The organism is Streptomyces cacaoi (assembly GCF_006539165.1).
Taxonomy (GTDB): domain Bacteria; phylum Actinomycetota; class Actinomycetes; order Streptomycetales; family Streptomycetaceae; genus Streptomyces; species Streptomyces cacaoi.
In genome coordinates this window covers 1-18703 of sequence record NZ_BJMM01000075.1, presented here as the reverse complement: position 1 = coordinate 18703, position 18703 = coordinate 1, and the positions used below count along the sequence as shown (strand labels likewise).

18 protein-coding genes are annotated in these 18703 nt (G+C 74.3%); 8 read left to right on the top strand and 10 right to left on the bottom strand.

Features of this window, described 5'->3' with window-relative positions; translation table 11 throughout:
* The 3 genes from SCA03_RS32540 to SCA03_RS32530 all read right to left on the bottom strand — a co-directional run.
* On the bottom strand, nucleotides 1-730 hold a 730-nt coding region (locus SCA03_RS32540; RefSeq protein ID WP_141275821.1), incomplete at its 3' end, for an aminotransferase class V-fold PLP-dependent enzyme.
* A 120-nt stretch (nucleotides 731-850) separates the two neighbouring features.
* Entirely contained in the window at nucleotides 851-2164 is a 1314-nt protein-coding gene (locus SCA03_RS32535; protein WP_230989062.1) for a GNAT family N-acetyltransferase, read from the bottom strand.
* A gap of 126 nt (nucleotides 2165-2290) precedes the next feature.
* A complete protein-coding gene (locus SCA03_RS32530) occupies nucleotides 2291-3802 on the bottom strand; it encodes an aldehyde dehydrogenase (NADP(+)) (RefSeq protein ID WP_030885162.1) in 1512 nt (503 codons plus the stop codon).
* 160 nt (nucleotides 3803-3962) lie between these two features.
* On the opposite strand from SCA03_RS32530, the gene SCA03_RS32525 reads away from it, so the two are divergent.
* The 4 genes from SCA03_RS32525 to SCA03_RS32510 all read left to right on the top strand — a co-directional run bounded on the left by SCA03_RS32525 (nucleotide 3963) and on the right by SCA03_RS32510 (nucleotide 8197).
* The gene (locus SCA03_RS32525) at nucleotides 3963-4733 is read left to right on the top strand and encodes an IclR family transcriptional regulator (protein WP_030885165.1); all 771 of its coding nucleotides are present in this window, start codon (nucleotides 3963-3965) and stop codon (nucleotides 4731-4733) included.
* A gap of 146 nt (nucleotides 4734-4879) precedes the next feature.
* On the top strand, nucleotides 4880-5869 hold the full coding sequence (locus SCA03_RS32520; protein WP_086814843.1) for a hypothetical protein: 990 nt from the start codon (nucleotides 4880-4882) through the stop codon (nucleotides 5867-5869).
* A 133-nt stretch (nucleotides 5870-6002) separates the two neighbouring features.
* Nucleotides 6003-7520 carry a sensor histidine kinase gene (locus SCA03_RS32515; protein WP_086814842.1) on the top strand — a complete coding sequence of 506 codons (1518 nt, stop codon included), beginning with the start codon at nucleotides 6003-6005 and terminating at the stop codon, nucleotides 7518-7520.
* Nucleotides 7517-8197: a response regulator transcription factor gene (locus SCA03_RS32510; RefSeq protein ID WP_230989061.1), complete on the top strand. Its 681-nt coding sequence runs from the start codon at nucleotides 7517-7519 to the stop codon at nucleotides 8195-8197. Before SCA03_RS32515 ends, SCA03_RS32510 begins: the two co-directional genes overlap by 4 nt.
* A gap of 52 nt (nucleotides 8198-8249) precedes the next feature.
* Here SCA03_RS32510 and SCA03_RS32505 read toward each other — a convergent pair whose 3' ends face one another.
* Nucleotides 8250-9731, bottom strand: a complete 1482-nt coding sequence (locus SCA03_RS32505) for an MDR family MFS transporter (RefSeq protein ID WP_230989060.1) — start codon at nucleotides 9729-9731, stop codon at nucleotides 8250-8252.
* Nucleotides 9732-9950: 219 nt separating this feature from the next.
* Nucleotides 9951-10379 (bottom strand): MarR family winged helix-turn-helix transcriptional regulator, encoded by a 429-nt coding sequence (locus SCA03_RS32500; RefSeq protein ID WP_051846073.1) that lies wholly within the window; start codon nucleotides 10377-10379, stop codon nucleotides 9951-9953.
* Nucleotides 10380-10718: 339 nt separating this feature from the next.
* Between SCA03_RS32500 and SCA03_RS32495 the strand changes: the two genes are divergently transcribed.
* Complete coding sequence (locus SCA03_RS32495; protein WP_086818432.1) at nucleotides 10719-12191, top strand: peptidoglycan D,D-transpeptidase FtsI family protein; 1473 nt, start codon at nucleotides 10719-10721, stop codon at nucleotides 12189-12191.
* Between the two features lie 51 nt (nucleotides 12192-12242).
* On the opposite strand, the gene SCA03_RS32490 is transcribed toward SCA03_RS32495, so the two are convergent.
* On the bottom strand, nucleotides 12243-13520 hold the full coding sequence (locus tag SCA03_RS32490; protein ID WP_030881557.1) for a hypothetical protein: 1278 nt from the start codon (nucleotides 13518-13520) through the stop codon (nucleotides 12243-12245).
* Complete coding sequence (locus tag SCA03_RS32485) at nucleotides 13520-14563, bottom strand: 5-dehydro-4-deoxyglucarate dehydratase (protein ID WP_086818434.1); 1044 nt, start codon at nucleotides 14561-14563, stop codon at nucleotides 13520-13522. The genes SCA03_RS32490 and SCA03_RS32485 overlap by 1 nt, the downstream gene beginning before the upstream one ends.
* Before the next feature lie 251 nt (nucleotides 14564-14814).
* On the opposite strand from SCA03_RS32485, the gene SCA03_RS32480 reads away from it, so the two are divergent.
* The 3 genes from SCA03_RS32480 to SCA03_RS37450 all read left to right on the top strand — a co-directional run bounded on the left by SCA03_RS32480 (nucleotide 14815) and on the right by SCA03_RS37450 (nucleotide 16248).
* Nucleotides 14815-15627, top strand: a complete 813-nt coding sequence (locus SCA03_RS32480) for an NAD-dependent epimerase/dehydratase family protein (protein ID WP_086818433.1) — start codon at nucleotides 14815-14817, stop codon at nucleotides 15625-15627.
* Between the two features lie 154 nt (nucleotides 15628-15781).
* The gene (locus SCA03_RS32475) at nucleotides 15782-16048 is read left to right on the top strand and encodes a GlsB/YeaQ/YmgE family stress response membrane protein (protein WP_030881548.1); all 267 of its coding nucleotides are present in this window, start codon (nucleotides 15782-15784) and stop codon (nucleotides 16046-16048) included.
* Nucleotides 16049-16170: 122 nt separating this feature from the next.
* Complete coding sequence (locus tag SCA03_RS37450; RefSeq protein ID WP_472980334.1) at nucleotides 16171-16248, top strand: 50S ribosomal protein bL37; 78 nt, start codon at nucleotides 16171-16173, stop codon at nucleotides 16246-16248.
* Nucleotides 16249-16377: 129 nt separating this feature from the next.
* Here SCA03_RS37450 and SCA03_RS32465 read toward each other — a convergent pair whose 3' ends face one another.
* The 3 genes from SCA03_RS32465 to SCA03_RS32455 form a co-directional block, all read right to left on the bottom strand.
* Nucleotides 16378-16788, bottom strand: a complete 411-nt coding sequence (locus tag SCA03_RS32465) for a hypothetical protein (protein WP_030881546.1) — start codon at nucleotides 16786-16788, stop codon at nucleotides 16378-16380.
* Between the two features lie 125 nt (nucleotides 16789-16913).
* Nucleotides 16914-17870 (bottom strand): TIGR03557 family F420-dependent LLM class oxidoreductase, encoded by a 957-nt coding sequence (locus tag SCA03_RS32460; protein WP_030881543.1) that lies wholly within the window; start codon nucleotides 17868-17870, stop codon nucleotides 16914-16916.
* A 132-nt stretch (nucleotides 17871-18002) separates the two neighbouring features.
* The coding region (locus SCA03_RS32455; protein WP_174864519.1) for a TerD family protein at nucleotides 18003-18703 on the bottom strand (701 nt) is incomplete at its 5' end.

Genomic DNA, 18703 nt, shown 5'->3' with positions numbered 1-18703 from the left:
GGGCGCCCGGCGCGAGCCGCTCCACCGGCCCGTAGCACGAGGCCCACGGGTCCTCCCCCGCCGACCAGCCGGCGTGCAGCGGCACCAGCGCGCCCGCCTCCTGCGTCTCGCGGGAGACGACGAGGAACGAGGTGCCGCGCGGGCACAGCAGCCACTTGTACCCGGCGCAGACCACGTAGTCGTAGCTGTCCACCGGCAGCGGGAGCCACCAGACGGCCTGCGTCATGTCGACGAGCAGCCGCGCGCCGACGGCGCGGGTCGCCTCGCGGATCGCGGCGAGGTCGGCCACGCGCCCGTCGGCCGACTGCACGGCGGCCACGGCGACCAGCGCGGTGTCGCCGTCCACGGCCTCGGCCAGCTTCTCCAGCGGGGCCTGCCGCACCCGCAGATCGTCCCGGACGGCGAACGGGTTGACCACCGAGCTGAACTCCCCCTCGGCGACCAGCACTTCGGACCCGGCGGGCAGCCCGGCGGCGACCAGCCCGACGTGCACGGAGACGGCGTTGCCGAGCGCGACCCGGTCGGCGGTGGTGCCGGTGACGCGTGCGAACGCGGCACGCAGCCCGTCGTTGACGGCGAAGTAGGCGGGCATGTCGATGTCGCCTGTGGCCATCCGCGCCACGGCCTCCTGGACGCGGGTGACGCAGCGCGCGGGCATCAGCCCGTGCGAGGCGGTGTTGAGGTAGGCGACGTCGGACCGGAACTCACGTGCGAGCAGATCGGTGTCCATACCGCCAGTCTCGGTGCGCGCTCGCACGTGCGTCCATGGGATTTGTGCTTGTCACAGGCCCAAGAAAGGCTTATGGAGGCCGGGTTGCCGGCCCGGCGCGGCGTGCGCCGGGCCCACGGCTCAGAACTCCTCGACCGTGTGCGGCATCAGCTCGGTGGCGAGCGCGGCCTCCAGCGCGGCCGCGGCACCCGGGGTGTGCTCGGTGACGAGCCCCGCGCGCACCAGCCGGGAGACGGGCACGGTGCCGAGGCAGCAGGAGGCGAGGTCCCGCACGGCGAAGGTCAGGTCGGGCTCCCCGGCGTCCCCCGGCTCGCCCTCCGCGACGAAGTCGACGTGCAGGTCATGGGCCGCACCGACAGCCGTGCCGGTGGCGGAGCCGCCGCCGTCCGCCGCTGTGGTGCGCAGCCGGTAGAGACCGCTGTTGGCCGGGACGCGGTCGTCGTGCACCCGCAGGGTCGTCTCCAGCGGTGCCGACCAGGTGCGGCCCTCCAGCGCGGCGCGCACATCGACCAGGCGCAGCCACAGCGCGGGGAACGTCCCGGTGACGCGCACCTGGTCGCGGTCCCCGGCGAAGGACAGCAGCGGATCGTCCAGCGGGCGGCCCCAGGCGCGGACCGTGCCGGTGAGGTCGATCTCGGTCAGATAGCGCCACAGCGCCGCGGCGGCCTGCGGGGTGCCGGCCTCCAGTTCGTCGAGCCGGACGAGCCCGGTGGTGCCCTCGGTGTCGTCGCCGCCCTTGGTGCGGTAGACGGCGTAGCCGGCCGGTTCCTCGCCGGGCTCGCCCAGCGCGACGACGCGGGGCGGCGAGAGGTCCTCGTCCTCCTCGTCGACGTCCACGAGCCAGTGCCGGCGCCACCACTCCTCGCTGCGGGCGGGGCGGCCGGGGCGCCGGGCCCGGGTCGCCTCGTAGGCGGGGCCGAGCAGCCGGACGGTCTCGTCGGCGTCCAGCAGCCGCAGCGGGCGGGGGTCGGGGTCGATGCGCAGCTTCAGCGGGCGGTCGGAGTCGATCTCGACGGTGGCGGCGAAGGTGCCGTTGCCGAAGCCGAAGCGGCCGTAGATCGCGGCCTCGGAGGCCCACAGCGCGGTGAGCGGCCGGCCGTCGGCGCGGCAGCGCCGGAACAGCTCGCCGAGCAGGGCGGAGAGGATGCCGCGCCGCCGGTGGGTCGGCGCGACGGAGACGAACGAGACGCCGGGGCAGGGCAGTTCGCCGCCCGGCACGGACAGGGAGAACGGCAGGGTGGCGAGCAGCCCGACGAGCTGCTCGCCGTCGTAGGCACCGATACGCTCGCAGCCGCGCAGCAGTTCGAGGTCACGCTTGTACTTCTCGTCCTCCCGCTTGACGTGGAAGACGAGTCCGGCCAGGTCGAGGGCGCGCTCCAGATGGGCCTCGGGGATGTCGCGGATGTCGGGACCGGTGGTGGATTCGAGGTTCACCCTGGTCACGCTAAATGCGGACAACCGTTCAGGCATCCGATTTCCGGACGGGTCCCGCCCGTTTCCGGACACCGGGGCGCCCGGCGGCTCCGGGCATCCCGGTGTCCCGGGCCGGGCCCCGGCGGTTCAGCCGCGCCGGCCGTCCACCCTGCGCGGCAGCCCCAGCGGGTTGCCGTCCCGCAGCTCGGGCGGCAGCAGCGGCTCGGGCGTGTCCTGGTGGACGACGGGGCGCAGCCAGCGCTCGACGGCGGTGGCGCCCACCGAGGTCGAGGTCGAGGTCGTCGCCGGGTAGGGCCCGCCGTGGTGCTGCGCGGGCGCGACGGCCACACCGGTCGGCCAGCCGTCGACCAGCAGCCGCCCGGCCAGCGGGGCGAGCCGGGCGAGCAGCGCCGCGGCGTACCCGTCCTCCTCGCGCGCCTCCGCCTCGCCGAGGTGGACGGTGGCGGTGAGGCTGCCGGAGAGCCGGGCGAGGACGGCGGCCGCCTCCTGTTCGCCGGCGTAGCGCACGGCGACGGTGACCGGCCCGAAGCACTCCTCCAGCAGCAGCTCGTGCTCCTCGCCCAGCGCGCCCGCGTCGACGGTGAGCAGTCCGGGGCGCACCGCGCGGCCGTCCTCGGCGCGGCCCGCCGTGACCGCCGCGGCGACCCCGGGCAGGGCGGCACGGGCGGCGAAGCCGTCGAGGAAGGCCGTGCCCATCCGCTCGTCCAGCAGCGGGCCGGGCGCGGTGGCGCGCAGCCGCTCCGCGACGGTCTCCAGGGTGCGGTCGCCCGCCTCGCCCTCGGGCACCAGGACCAGTCCGGGCTTGACGCAGAACTGCCCGGTGCCGAGCGTCATCGAGCCCGCCAGCCCCTCGCCGATCCGCTCGGCGCGCTCGGTGACGGCGGCCGGGGTGAGCACCACCGGGTTCAGGGAGCCCAGCTCGCCGTGGAACGGGATGGGGCGCGGCCGGGCGGCCGCGGCGTCGTACAGCGCACGGCCGCCGCGTACCGATCCGGTGAACCCGGCGGCAGCGACCAGCGGATGGCGTACGAGCGCGACGCCCGCGTCGAAGCCGTGCACCACCCGGACGACGTCCTCGGGCAGTCCGCACCGGGCGGCAGCCGCGCGCAGCGCCGCAGCGCACAGTTCGGAGGTCGCGGGGTGGTCGGGGTGCGCCTTGACGACGACGGGGCAGCCGGCCGCCAGCGCGCTGGCGGTGTCGCCGCCGGGCACGGAGAAGGCGAGCGGGAAGTTGGAGGCGGCGTAGACCGCGACGACGCCGAGCGGCATCTTCCAGCGCCGCAGATCGGGCCGGGGCGGGGTGGCGGACGGGTCGGCGTGGTCGATGACGACGTCCAGGAAGGCGCCCTCGTCGACCTCGTCGGCGAAGGCCGTCAACTGGCCGGTGGTGCGCGCCAGTTCGCCGTTGAGCCGGGGCTCGCCCAGGGCGCTCTCGGCGTCCGCCGTCGGCACGATCTCCGGTCCCCGCGCGGTCAGTTCGTCCGCCGCGGCACGCAGGAAGGCGGCGCGCACGGCGCGGTCGGCCAGCGCGGGCAGCGCCTCGTGCGCGGCCCGTACCGCGCTGTCCACCCCCTCGTGCGTGGTCTCGTCCGTGACCTGCTCCCGCCGCTTCCCGGTCCGGGGGTCGACGCTCCACACTGGTACAGCTGCTGCCACGGAAGGTTCCTCCTGCCGGTTCGGCGCCCGGGTCCGCCGGTTCGGTGCCCGCAGTTCAGCGTGTTCGGTATGCTGAACAACATCCCTGTGACTGAACTCAGCAGGGAACTCTAGGTCTGCGCGAACAAAGGGGTCAAGGTCGATGTCCACAGCGGGGGCAGGGGGTTCGCAGGTCAAGTCGGCCGTGCGGACGGTGGAGTTGCTGGAGTTCTTCGCCGGACGGCCGGGCATGCACACGCTCGCCGCCGTCCAGGAGGCGGTCGGCTACCCCAAGTCGAGTCTCTACATGCTGCTGCGCACCCTCGTCGACCTCGGCTGGATCGAGACGGACGCGACCGGCACCCGCTACGGCATCGGCGTACGCGCCCTGCTGGTCGGCACCTCCTACATCGACGGCGACGAGGTCGTGGCCGCCGCCCGCCCCACCCTCGACCGGCTCTCCGACGACACCACCGAGACGATCCATCTGGCCCGGCTGGACGGCACCAACGTCGTCTACCTCGCCACCCGCCAGTCCCAGCACTACCTGCGCCCGTTCACCCGCGTCGGACGGCGCCTGCCCGCGCACTCCACGTCCCTCGGCAAGGCGCTGCTGGCCACCTTCCCGGACGAGAAGGTCCGCGCACTGCTGCCGCAGAAACTGACGCAGCTGACCGAGCACACCCACACCGACCGCGAGGCCCTGATCGAGGAGCTGCACCAGGTGCGCGAGCAGGGCTACGCCGTCGACCGGGAGGAGAACACCCTCGGCCTGCGGTGCTTCGGGGTGGCCGTCCCCTACCGGGAACCCGCCCGGGACGCCATCAGCTGCTCGGTGCCGGTGGCGCGGCTGACCCCGGCGCACGAGCAAATGATCAAGGACGCGCTCTTCGACGCCCGCGACCGGCTGCTCCTGGCCACCCGCCGCCTCTGACCGCCACCGCGCACGGCCCGGTGCCGTTCCCGGGCCCCGTGTTCGCCCGGCTCCCCCGCAGGTCCCCCGCGCTTCCCCCGCACGGCGGAGACGGTTCACCACCCGGCAGGAGGCGCGCACGCCCGGCGAGCGGGAGCGTGGTGGCCATGAGGTTCCCGAAGAACGCGCTCGTCGCCCTCACCGTGGCCGCCTGCCTGCCGTATCTCGCACTGAAGCTGCTGTGGCTGTCCGGCGGCACACCGGGCATCCCGCGCGACAGCCCGCTGCACACGGCAGGCAGCACGCTGTGGGTGCTCAACGCGCTGACCGTGCTCATGGACACCGTGGTGGTGCTGCTGGCCCTCGCGCTCGCCCGGCCGTGGGGCAGGCGGCTGCCCGCGCCTCTGCTCGCGCTGCCGCTGTGGGGCGCCTCCGGGCTGCTCGGCCCGATCGCCCTGGGCTTCCCCGTCCAGGCGCTGTACCACGCGCTCTCCGGCGCCGCCCCGCAGCGGGGATCCGGGAACGGCTCCGGCGCGCTGCTGGAGGACTGGGTGTGGAGCCTCGTCTACTCCGGCTTCACCGTCCAGGGGCTCGCGCTGGGCACCCTGTTCGCGCTGTACGTACGCGAGCGCTGGGGCCCGCTGCTCGGCAGCCGTCCCGCTCGGCCCGTACCGCTGGGTCCGGCATGGCGGGCGGCGGGCGCGGCCGGGTGCGCGGGGGCGCTCGGCATCGGGGCCGTGCGCGCGGTGGAGGCGCTGGGGCTGTGGTCCGCCGACCCGGCCGACCACGGAGCCGACAGCCGCATCGTCGACGGATGCTTCGCCCTGTTCGCGCTGCTCGCCGTCGCGGGCACGGTCCGGCTGCTGCGCGGCGCCGGCCGCACCCGGCTGTGGGTCCCGCTGGCCGCCGTGTGGAGCGGTTCGGGCACCCTGGCGTGCTGGGGCGGCTGGCTGCTGCTGGGCGCGTTCAGCGGGAGCGGTCAGGTGTTGGGGCAGCGCACCGACGGCCTGCTGAACCTGCTGCACGGCACCCAGGCCGCCGCCGGCCTGCTGCTCGCGGCCGTCGCCGCCCACGCGGTACGGCACCGGTCGGCGACACCGGCGGCGGCACCGTCGGGCGCGCCTCCGGCGGCGGAACGGCAGACACGCTCCCGGTGACGGGACGGGAGGGCAGCCGGGCTGCCGTGGCGGGCCCGGCGGCCGCGCTGTCGCGGCGGGAGGACGACGGGCACGCTGCGTGGCGGGACGACGGGCACGCTTTCCTGACGGGACGAGAACGGGGAGGGAGCGCATGAGCGGGCGGGAGCGGGTACGGCGGTCGGCGCTGCGCTGGGTGCTGCTGCTCCAGGGCGGCGCGCTGCTCATGCCGTTCTTCCTGCTGGCCATGGTCGCGCTGGGGCTCGCGATCCCCGGCGTGGTGCCGCTGGGGCCGCCGCTGGCCTGGCAGTTCGCGGGGCTGGGCCTGGCGCTTCCGGTGGCCGCGCTGACCGGGCTGCTGCTGCCGCCGCTGCGTGCCCTGGAGGCGTCGGCGGTGCGCACCCTGTGCGGGGTGCCGCGGGAGGCGCTCGCGACGGGGCCGGCCACCTCGTGGGCGTCCCGCCGGCGGACGGCCGCCTGGTTCACGCTGCACGCGGGCGTGGGCGCGGTCGTCAGCGGGATGACGCTGGCCGTGCCGCCGATGGCCGTCGTGCTGCTCGTCTATCCGCTGGTCCCCGTGCTCCAGGAGGTGGAGTGGAGCTGGCCGTGGGACCACGCGGGCGCCGCCGTGTGGACGGCCCCGCCAGCCGGCTGCGCGCTGCTGCTCGGCCTCGCGGCGGTGGCGCACGGCACCGGCGCACTGCTGGCCCGGTGCGCCCCGGTACTGCTGGGCCCGACCCCGGCGGACCGGCTCGCGGCGGCCGAGCGGCGCGCGGCGGACCTCGCGGAGCGCAACCGGCTGGCCCGGGAGCTGCACGACTCCGTCGGCCACGCGCTCAGCGCCGTCTCGCTCCAGGCCGGTGCCGCCCGCCATGTGCTCGACACCGACCCGCGGTTCACCCGCGAGGCGCTCGCCGCGATCGAGGAGACCGCCCGGAACGCCGTCACCGAACTGGACTCCGTCCTCGGCGTCCTCGGCCTCCCCGGCCGCCCCGACGGTCCCGACGGTCCCGACCGCCCCGGCCACTCCGGCCACTCCGGCCACTCCGGCCACTCCGGCCGTTCCGACCGTTCCGGCCGCCCGCAGGAGCACAGGCAGCAGCCCGGGCACGGCGGACCCGGCCGTGCGCCCTCGCTCGCGGACGGGCTGGAGCCGCTGCTGGCCCGTACCAGGGCCACGGGCGCGGAGGCCCGGCTGACGCTCGATCCGGGGCTCGGCCCACTGGAGGAGCTGCCGTACGAGGTGTCCGCCGCGGCCTTCCGCATCGTGCAGGAAGGGCTCAGCAACGCGCTGCGGCACGCTCCCGGCGCCCCGGTCCGGATCACGCTGGAGGCCCACCGGGCGCCGCGCGGGCCCGAGTTGGTGCTCGGGGCCGAGAACCCGGTGCCGGATGTGCCGGTACCGGCGCGCGCCTCGGGCGGCCGGGGGCTGTCCGGCATCGCCGAGCGCGCCCGGCTGCTGGGCGGCAGCGCACGGGCGGGCCCGGAGGACGGCGTGTGGCGGCTGACCGCCCGGCTCCCGCTCCGTCCGGCACCGGCCACGGGCCCGCGTACGAGCACGGGCACGGGCACGACAACCAGCGGGGAAACGAACGCGGACGCGGGCGCGGACACAGACACGGAAACGAGCACGGACACGGTCGCGGAAGCGGGGCGGGAGAGCAGCGGGTGAGTGGAGAGGAAGCTGTGGAGGGCGGGGCGCCGGTGCGGGTGGTGCTCGCCGACGACGAGCACCTGGTGCGGACCGCGCTGCGCGCCGTGCTGGGGGCCGAGCCGGGGATCGAGGTCGTCGGCGAGGCCACCGACGGCAGTGAGGCGCTCACGCTCGTCGCGCAACTGCGCCCCGACGTCGTCCTCATGGATGTGCGGATGCCCGCCGTCGACGGCATCCGTGCCACCGAACGCATCCTGGCCACCGCGGGGGAGGCCGCGCCGCGGATCCTCGTCCTGACGACGTTCGAGAACGACAGCTATGTGTACGACGCGCTGCGGGCCGGCGCCCGCGGCTTCCTGCTGAAGCGGACGACGACGGCCGAACTGCTCGCCGCGCTCCGCCTGGTCGCGCACGGCGACTCGCTGCTCTTCCCGGAGAAGGTACGGGCCCTGGCGGCCCGGCACGCTCCGGCCGGTGCGCCCGGGCCGCTCACCGCGCGGCTGACCGAGCGCGAGGGCGAGGTGCTCCGGCTGCTGGCCCGTGGCATGACGAACGCCGAGATCGCCGAGGCCACCGGTACCGGCAGGGCGACGGCGAAGTCCCATGTGGCGGCCGTCCTGGGCAAGTTGGGCGCCCGGGACCGCACCCAGGCGGTGATCCTGGCCTACGAGCACGGTTTCGTCCGGCCGGGCTGAGCCCCGGGCGCCCGGGCCGGCGCGCACGGTCGCGCACGGCCCCGGGCGGCGGTCACGCCTTCGCGGCGGCCTGCGGTGACCGCGGGCGGCGTACGAACAGCGCGGCGACGAACACGAGCACCCCGAGCACGCCCGCGACGAGGAAGGCGGTGTGCAGCCCCGCAGCGTCGGGAGCGCCGGAGGCGTGCGAGGTGCCCAGCGAGGCGACGGTGACGAACACGGCGGTGCCGAACGCGCCGGCGACCTGCTGGAGCGTGGCGAGGATCGCGCTGCCGTGCGAGTAGAGATGGTCGGGCAGCGCGCCCAGCGACTCGGTCATCAGCGGGGTCATCATCGTCCCGAGGCCCGCCATCAGCAGCACATGGATGCCGATCACCAGGCCCAGCGGCGAGTGCTCCCCGAGCGTGGTGAACAGCCACAGCGCGACGGCCGTGGCCAGCGCGCCGGGGATCACCAGGGGACGGGCGCCGTAGCGGTCGAACAGCCGGCCGACGGGCCGTCCCAGCAGGCCGAGGACCAGCCCGCCCGGGAGCACCGCGAGCCCGCTGACGAACGTGCTCGTGCGCAGCACCGTCTGGAGGTACAGCGGCAGCAGGATCGAGGAGACCGCGAGCAGGCACATGAACAGCAGGGCGCTCAGGGCCAGCGCGACGACGAAGGGCCGGTGCGTCAGCGGGCGCAGGTCCAGCAGGGCGCGGTCCCCCCGCTGGAGGACGAGCTGGCGTGCCACGAACGCGGCGAGGGCGATCACGCCGACCACGATCGGGATCCACGGCTCGATCAGCTGCCCGCCGCCACCGGACTCGCCGATGGAGGACAGGCCGTAGAGGACACCGCCGAACCCGATGGCGGACAGCAGCACGGAGAACGCGTCCAGCGGCACCATGCGGGTGTCACCGCCCAGCCGCATCCGGACGGCGCCGACGGCCAGGGAGATCAGCGACAGCGGCAGCACCAGCAGGAACATCCAGCGCCAGCTGAGCGAGGAGAGCACCGCACCGCCGATCGTCGGCCCGAGCGCGGGCGCGACGGCGATGACGATGGTGATGGTGCCCATGGTGGCGCCGCGCCGGGCCGGCGGCACCAGGCGCATGACGGTGGTCATCAGCATCGGCAGCATGACGGCGGTGCCGCACGCCTGCACGACGCGGCCGACCAGCAGCACGGCGAAGCCCGGCGCGAGGGCGCTGAGCAGCGTGCCCACGCTGAACATCGTCAGCGAGACGAGGAAGATCTGCCGGGGTGTGAACCGCTCCAGCAGGAACCCCGTGGTGGGGATGACCACGGCCATCGTCAGCAGGAAGCCGCTGGTGAGCCACTGCACGGTCGTCGTGGAGACATGGAGGTCGACGGTGAGGTCGCGCAGGGCGACGCTCAGCACCGTCTCGTTGAGGATCATGACGAAGGCCGACATGACGAGCACGGCGATCATCACGGTGGCTCCCCGTGGAGTCGCACCGTCGTCGGCGACCGTGGACTCGTCGCCCACGGCGTCGTCGTTCAGTGGTTCGGATATCGCGGAAATGGTGTGCACCTCGCAGAACGAGGACCGGCCGCCGAGCGCACTCGGGACGGACCGGTCGGGTTCGAACAGGACGGCGTGGGGGGGGGGAGGGAAAGAAGGCAGACGGTGGGGGAGGCGGGCGCCCCGGGCGGCGGGCCGGCGGGAGGCTCTGTGCCGGGGGCGGACGGGAGGGTGAGCGGCGCGGCGGCCCGGCTCAGCGGCGGGCGGTGTGCACGGCGCTCACCGCGCTCATGCGCTGCGCATCGCGTTGAACCGGCCGAGCAGCCGCGCCAGGGCGGCGACGTCGTCCGGGTCCCACGTGGCGAACTGGGCGCGGCGCCACTCCCATTCGGCGTTCCAGACGGAGGTCAGCTCCTTGCGTGCTCTGTCGGTGGGGCCGAACAGCACGGCACGCGCGTCGTCCGGGGCTGCCCCGCGTTCGAGGAGCCCCAGCCCCTCCAGCGCCTTGAGCTGGCGGCTCATCGTGCCCTTGCCCACCTTGTAGTGCTGGGCGATGTCGGTGAGCCGGGCGGGGCCCTCCTCGGCGAGCCAGGCCAGGATCATCAGGCCGTTGAACTCCAGAGCGGGATCGATGTGCGTCGCGACGTCCCGCATGTCGCGCCGCCAGGCGTCGAAGAGCACGGTCAGTTCGCCCCGGATGGCCTCCGATGCGTCCATGAGATTCATTCCCCCACTTTGTTGCCTTAAGGCAACTATGACAGCCGCCGACCATCGATCGCAACCGCGTACCGGAGCGGGGCGAGGCACATCGGCGCACGCCTCGGCAACCGCCCGGGGAGGGCTCGGGCGCGCACGACGGGGCGCGCCGGAGCCGGAACCGGAGCCCCGCCGACCGGTCCGCCGCCCGCAGGCGCCCGTGACCGCGCGGATGAGCGCGCGGACGGGCGCACGGACAGGCGCACGGAGGAGAACGAGGACGAGAACGCGGATGAGAATGCGCTGAGAAAACCGCCCCAACCGGAACCCACCGCCCGAAGAGCCGCGTTCTTCCCCGAGGTGAACAGGACGATCAAGCGAGCGGGCACGGTCACCCTGCTCCTGGTGATAGCGCTGCTGGCGCGGGTCACATGGGTGCAGATGGTGCACGGTGAGGCGCTCGCGGACAGCGACAAGAACCGGCGCAACGCCATGGAGCGCTACAGCCAGCCGTTCGGCGACATCATCGTGGCCGGGGACCCGGTCACCGGCTCCAAGCCCACGGACGAGGGCGGCGACCTGAAGTACCAGCGCACGTACACGGACGGACCGCTGTACGCACCGGTCACCGGATTCGGCTCCCAGGTGCGCGGCTGGACACAGCTGGAGGGCATCTACCGCGACGTGCTCGACGGCAGCGACGACCGGCTCAAGAGCCCGCTGGACCTCGTCACCGGAAAACAGGGCAAGCCGGGCAATGTGCTGACCACCATCGACCCGGACGTGCAGCGCGCCGGCTATCGGGCGCTCGGCCACAAGAAGGGCGCGGCCGTGGCCATCGACCCGTCGAACGGCAAGATCCTCGGCACCGTGAGCACCCCGTCCTTCGACCCGTCGAAGATCACCGGCGGCGGCGAGGACGACGCCGCCGCCTGGAAGAAGCTCTCCGCCGAGGACGACGGGGACAAGGACGACACGAAGCCCACCCTGAACCGCGCGCTGCGCCAGCCCGTGCCGCCCGGTTCGACGTTCAAGCTGGTCGTCGCGGCCGCCGCGCTGGAGGACGGGCTGTACTCGTCCGTCGACGAGCGCACCCACAGCCCGGACCCGTACACCCTCAAGGGCACCTCCACGCCGCTGGAGAACGAGAACAAGTCGGCACCCTGCAAGAACGCCTCCCTGCGGACGGCGCTGCGCTACTCGTGCAACAACGTCTTCGGCAAGCTGGCCACCGACCTCGGCAAGGACCGGGTGCGCGAGCAGGCCGAGAAGTTCGGGTTCAACGACAGCAAGCAGGATGTGCCCGTGCGCGCCGCCGAGAGCCACTTCCCCACGTCGATGGACGAGGCACAGACCGGCCTGTCGGGCATCGGCCAGTTCGAGGTCACGGCGACACCGCTCCAGATGGCGATGGTCAGCCAGGCCATCGCGGCCGGCGGCGAGCTGACCGATCCGCACATGGTCTCGCAGGTCCAGGACTCCGGCGGCGGCACGCTCCAGTCCTTCGACGATCCGGACGCGCACCGGGTCATGAGCGAGGACACCGCCCGCCAGCTGCGGTCCGCGATGCAGACGGTCGTCGACGAGGGCACCGGCTCGAACGCGAAGATCCCGGGCATGACCGTCGGCGGCAAGACCGGCACGGCACAGCACGGCGTGGACAACAGCGGTACGCCCTACGCCTGGTTCACCTCGTACGGCGAGAATGCGGACGGGAAGCAGGTCGCGGTCGCGGTGGTGGTGGAGGACTCCGACGCCGCCCGCGCGGAGGTCAGCGGCAACGGCCTGGCCGCCCCCATCGCCAAGAAGATGATGGCGGCGGCCCTGCGCTGAGCGCGGGAAGACTCGGCGCCGGGCCCACCGGACCGGTGGCCGGCGCGGCGGTCAGCGGGCCGGACCGGCGGACAGCGCGGCGGTGACGGCCGTCAGATCCGCCGGTCCGGCCAGGCCCGCGTGGTAGAGCCGGGCCTCGTGCGCGCCCAGGTCGCGGGCGTGCGCCAGGTCCTCGCGCAGGGTGCCGGGCGAGCCGCCCATCCCGGAGACGACGGTGAGATTGGCCGCCACCACCCGGTTCCCGGTGTGCTCCCCGGCGTGCGCGACGAACGGCCGCAGCGCCTCGGCCCGGCCCGCGGCCCCCGCCGGCCCGCCCGGGCACGGCACGACGACCCCGTCCGCGTAGCCGAACACGGCCTCCGGCGCGACACCCGCGTCGGCGCCCGTCCGGTGCCGGGCCGGATCCGCGTGCAGCAGTACCCGGAACCCGTCCCCGCCCGCCTCCCGCACGGCGGCGACCACCTCCCGCCGGAACCGCTCGGCCGCCCCGTCCCGCCAGCCGGCCACCCGGGCCGCCTGCTCCTGCCCCAACAGCCGCTCGATCGCGTCCCGTTCGGCGGCCCGTGCGCCGGTGAGCCCGTCCGCCCCCGCCGCGCCCTCGCCTCCTGCGGCGACCGGGCCGGGCGCCCCGCGCCACAGCGGTTCCAGCGCGGCCACGACGGCGGCCCGCAGCCGGTCAGGATCGGCGCCCTGCGCGGCGTACCCCGTCTCGCACACCTCGCAGAAGCACAGGGACATCAGCGCGACGGCGGCGCCGTCGAGCGGTACCCCGCCGGTCTTGTCGTGCGCGTGCAGATGCGCGAATCCGTACCAGCCGCAGGACTCCAGCTCGGTGCCGGTGGTGCCGGTGCCGGGGCGCACCGCCGCCTCGGCGGCCAGCCGCACCGCCCAGGTCCGCACCTCGGGCCGGGCGATGCACGGGGCCCACGGGTAGCGGTCGCCGTACGCGTTGCGCACACACACGTCCGGGAACTCCTCGCCCAGCAGGGAGTTGTGGGCCAGGACGACCCAGGCGTGCACATCGAGCCCGGCGGCGGTCAGGGCGCGCGCCGCCTCGGCGTACGGTCCGCCCGGGTCGTCGGAGCGCACCCACTCCTGCGGCCGCGGCCGGGGCGCACCGGGGGGCCACCGACCGGGATCGGGCGGGTAGAGGACGGCGGAGTGCCGGGCCACGACGACGCGGTGGCGGGGGTGGTACGGGGTCAGCGCCCGGGTGGAGTGGTAGGCGGAGGCGAGGGTGACCTGCCGTACCCCGAGGGCGGCGATCCGCTCGGGGGCCGCCGGATCGCCGACGACGTCCCAGGGGTAGACGAACGCCGAGGTACGCATCAGCGCCCGCCCGGACCGTCGTCGCCCGGTACGGCGGCGGGCGGCTGCGCGCCCGGCCCGTGCGCTGCCGGGTCCGCTTCGAGCGCGTCGGCCAGCTCGTGCCCCCGCTCGATCAGCGCGCGCAGCTCCTCGATGTGCTCCGGCGCGGGCTCGCTCAGCGGCGGGCGCACCCCGCCGACGTCCAGCCCGCCCAGCCGCACGCCCGCCTTGACCAGCGAAACCGCGTACCCGCGCCCCTTGTTGCGCAGTTCGACGAGCGGTACGTAGAACCCGTCGAGCAGCGCACGGACCGTCGTGCCGTCGCCGCGCCCGAGTGCCCGGTGGAAGGCGAGGGCGATACGCGGGGCGAAGCAGAAGACGGCCGAGGAGTACAGCTCGACCCCGAGCGCGCGGTAGGCGAGCCCGGTCAGTTCGGCCGTGGGCAGACCGTTGAAGTAGCGGAATCCGTCGTCGAGTCCGGCCACGCGGACCCGGGTGATGATGCGCTGGAGGAGGTCGAGGTCGCCGAGCCCGTCCTTGAGCCCGGTGATGCCGGGCTGCCGGGCCAGTTCGACGACGGTGCCCGGGGTGAAGACCGCGTTGTCCCGCTGGTAGACCACGGTCTCCAGCCGGGTGGCGCGGGCGATCGCCGTGTAGTGCCGCAGCAGGCCCTGCTGGTCGGGGGTCACCAGATAGGGCGGCATCGCCAACAGCCCGTCGGCGCCCGCCTGTTCGGCCAGTCCGGCGTACTCCACGGCCTGTGCCGTCCCGTGCCCGGTGCCCGCGACGACGGGCACCCGCCCGGCCGCCTCCTCGACGGCCACACCGACGCAGGTGCGGAACTCGCGCGGCGTGAGCGCGTGGAACTCCCCCGTTCCGCAGCAGGCGAAGACGGCACCGGCTCCGGCGTCGATCCCGGCCCGTACATGGGCGCGGTAGACCTCCGGAGCGAGGGAGCCGTCCGGCGCGAAGGCCGTCACGGGGAAGAACAGCAGACCGCCGAGGCGCCGGCCGAGCGAGCGCGCACCGGACGCGGGGCGGGGCGGGGGCTGGGACGAGGGCATGCGGCGCTCCTTGGCGGTGGCTCCGGGCCGGCCGTGCAGGTTCCGTGCATGTTTCTGATTGACGTCCATATTCCTGAACAATCCTCACGCTACGGCAGCCACTCGGCGCCGGTCAAGGCCGAACTTCCGCCACCACGACGGGAGATGACCCCGTCCACCCCGGAGACGCGGCACCCTTGACGCCCGGAGGCCCGCTTTCTAGCGTGCGCCTCACATATGTGAACCACGGCCACGAACGGAGACCGAGGCGGATGCCCGCACCCCGTACCGTCCTGCTCACCGGCGCCGCCGGCGGAGTCGGCACCCTGATGCGCGACCTGCTGCCCGAGTACGGCTACACGCTCCGCCTGCTCGACATGCGCCCGGTCGACGGCGCCCCCGACGCCCTCGTCCTGGACCTGGCCACCGCGGGCGACGAGGCCGTCCGGGCGGCCGTACGCGGCGTGGACGCGATCATCCACCTCGCCGGGATCTCCGTGGAGTCCTCGTTCGAGAAGATCCTCGACGCCAACATCCGCGGTACGCACGCGCTCTACGAGGCCGCACGCGCGGAGGGCGTGCCCCGCGTCGTGTTCGCCTCCTCCAACCACGCCATCGGCTTCACCCCCGTCCCGGAGAGCGGCGGCCTCGTCCCCGTCGACGCGCCCCGCAGGCCCGACACCTTCTACGGGCTGTCCAAGTGCTTCGGCGAGGACCTCGCGCAGCTGTACTGGGACCTGCACGGCATCGAGACCGTCTCCGTCCGCATCGGCTCCTGCTTCCCCCGGCCCACCTCGGTACGCATGCTGTCGATCTGGATGAGCCCCGCCGACGGCGCCCGGCTGCTGCACGTCGCACTCACCGCGCCGGACGTCGGCCACACCGTCGTCTACGGCTCGTCCGCCAACACCCGTCTGTGGTGGGACCTCTCCCCCGCCCGCGCGCTCGGCTACGCGCCGCAGGACGACTCCGAGCCCTACGCCGCCGAACTCCTCGCCGAGCAGGGCCCGTTGGACACCACCGACCCCGGACAGTCCCGCATCGGCGGCCACTTCTGCACCGAGCCGCCCCAGTGGCCGTACTGAGGCGTACACCCGGAAGGCATCATGGGGGCCGCACCAGACCGACCAGGGGGAGGCCCTCTTGCTGTCCACCGCACTCGCGCACCTCACGCCCCTCGCCGCCGGGGACGACTCCTCGGACGGCGGCTCGACGCTCTCCGACCTCGCACACTCCGGCGTGGTCAGCTGGATCGTGCTCGGGCTGGTCGCCGGGACCGTCGCCAAGGTGCTGCTGCCGGGGCGCGACCCGGGCGGCCTCGTGGGCACGGTGCTCATCGGCATCGCCGGCGCCTTCGTCGGCGGCTGGCTCTCCGCCACCTTCCTCGACAGGCCGATCGAGAACAACTTCGTCGACCCGAAGCTGTGGGTGGCCGCCGTCGCCGGCTCGCTCGTGCTCCTCGTCCTCTACCGGATCTTCTTCGGCCACTCCCGCGAACGCCGCTGACCCGGCCCGGGCCCGCCCGGTACGGTCGTCGGGCCCGCCCTCCCGGAACGCTTCGCGCGGCCCGCGTACGAAGTGGTAGAAACGCGGAGGAAGTACCCGCACCATCGCGAAGGGAGGACGCCATGTCGTCCAAGCGTCGCCGCAAGAAGAAGGCCAGGCGCAAGAACGCCGCCAACCACGGCAGCCGCCCCCAGTCCTGAACAGGACGGACACGGACCGGAACGGGCCGCTTCCCACGCCCCCGCGGGGGTACGGAAGCGGCCCGTTCGCCGTCCGCGAGCGGCCGGCACCGCACGAGCCGCGGCCCGAGGGCCCCGGCCGCCGGCCCGTCACTCCTCGAACAGCCTCAGTACCCAGTCCGGCGTGATGTCCGCCTCCGTGATGGGCGGCCCGAACTCGAAGCCGTGCCGCCCGGCGTGCCCCTCGTACAGCCCGCAGCACTCCTCCTCGACGGTGCCCGCCAGGAACTTCTCCGCGCAGGGCGGCAGCGCCAGCGTCTCGCGCAGCGGACCGTGCTCGTCCCCGTCCGGCCAGCGCGTCCACAGCGTCCGCGCCGGCTCGTGCTCGGTGCCGTGCAGCCCCTGCGTCAGGGTGTGGTGCAGCCCGGCGTGGCCCTCCTGGAGGTAGCACCACAGCGAGCGCTCGACGCGGAGCACGCCGTTCTCCAGCGCCTCCAACTCGGCGATCTCCGCATCCCGAAACGTGGTTCTCGCCGGACACGAGATCTTGTGCAGCGACATACGACCACTATCGCGCCCCCGGCCCCTCCCCCGGGCGAAAACCCTGTACTCCCCACCTTCCGCCCGGCGCACCCTCGTTGAGAGTGCGCCGGGGGTGCACCGCCCGAGCCGGAGCCGGGCTCCCCTCACGCCCCGTGGAAGGCCGGCAGCACCTCGTCGCGCCAGACGCGGAAGAACTCGTCCTGGCGGGGGCCGATCTGCTGGACGAACAGCTCGTCGAAGCCGGCGTCGGCGAACTCCTGGACGCGGGCGCGGTACCGCTCCGGGTCCGGGCCGCACGGCATCTTCCCGGCCACGGCCTCGCGGGTGACGAGGGAGGACGCCGCGGCGAAGTCCTGGGGACGGGTGAGGGTCGAGGGGAGCTGGCCGGGCAGGAGTTCGGTGGCCCACAGCCGGTGCGCGGTCTCCACGCCCTCCTCCTCGGTCGGCGCCCAGCACACCTTCATACCGCCCTGTACGGCGCCCCGGCCGCCCGACTCCCGGTAGGCGCGCACGAGTCGGGCGTTCGGTGAGACGGTGCAGAAGGCGTCGCCGATCCGGCCGGCGACCCGGGCCGCGTGCGGCCCGAACGCCGAGACGGAGATCGGCACCGGCTGCTCCGGGAGCGTGTAGAGCCGGGCCTCCTCCACGGTGTAGTGCGCGCCGCGGAAGGTCGTCCGCTCCCCGCGGTGCAGCGCCCGGATGACCGCCACGGCCTCCTCCAGCATCTCCAGCCGCACCGGGGCCGGGGGCCAGTGCCGGCCGAGGATGTGCTCGTTGAGTGCCTCGCCGCTGCCGACGCCGAGGGTGAAGCCGCCCTTGAGCTGGACGGCCGCCGTGGCCGCCGCGTGCGCGACGATCGCCGGGTGCATCCGGAAGGTGGGGCAGGTGACAGCGGTCATGACGGGGAGGGTCGTCGCCTGGGACAGTGCGCCGATCACCGACCAGACGAAGGGGCTGTGGCCCTGCTCGTCCGTCCACGGATGGAAGTGGTCGGAGATCCACAGGCGCTGGAACCCGGCCTCCTGTGCCAGCCCGGCCTGTCGGACGAGCTCGTCGGGACCGAATTCCTCACAGGCGAGAAAGTAACCGATGCTGACCATGCGTGAGCGGTTACCGTGCGCCGCCGGCCCCGAAACGGAACGCGCCCGAACCTCCCCCGGCCACCGGCACACCGGCCCCCGGACGGCTCGTGCGGGACCCGGCGCACCCGGGCCCCGCACGGGCGGGCTGTCCTAGAGCGCGGCGGCGCCCGGCTTGACCATGCCGCGGACGGTGCGTGCGTCGATGTACTCGCCGAGCGCCGTCATCTCCCACTCGCCGGAGAACTGGCGGACGAACTTCGCCATCAGCACGCCCGTGCGCGGCTCGGAGTGCGTCAGGTCGAAGCGGACCAGTTCGTCGCCCGCGCCGTCGAGCAGGCGGCAGTACGCCTTGGCGACGTCGGTGAACTTCTGGCCGGAGAAGGAGTTGACGGTGAAGACGAGGCCGGAGACCTCCGGCGGGATGTCCCCGAGGTGGACGGTGATGGTCTCGTCGTCCCCCGCGCCCTCGCCGGTGAGGTTGTCGCCGGAGTGCTGGATGACGCCCTTGAGGATGACGAGCTTGCCGAAGTAACAGGCGTCGACCTTCTTGCGGTTGGCGTCGTAGGCGATGACGGAGGCGTCCAGGTCGATGTCCTTGGGACGCTTGCCCGCGCGGAAGGCGGGCTCCCAGCCCAGGCCCATCCGCACCGAGGTGAGCAGCGGCCGGCCGCCCTTGACCAGCGAAACCGTCTGGTTCTTCTGGAGGTTGACGCGGCCCTTGTCGAGATTGATCCGGCCGGTGCCGGGTGCGGGCGCTGCCTGCGGCGGGGCGGCCGGGGGCGGGGGCGCCGCGGGAGACGGAGCGGGAGCGGGGGGCGGAGCCGCCGCCGGAGACGGGGCCGGAGCGGCTG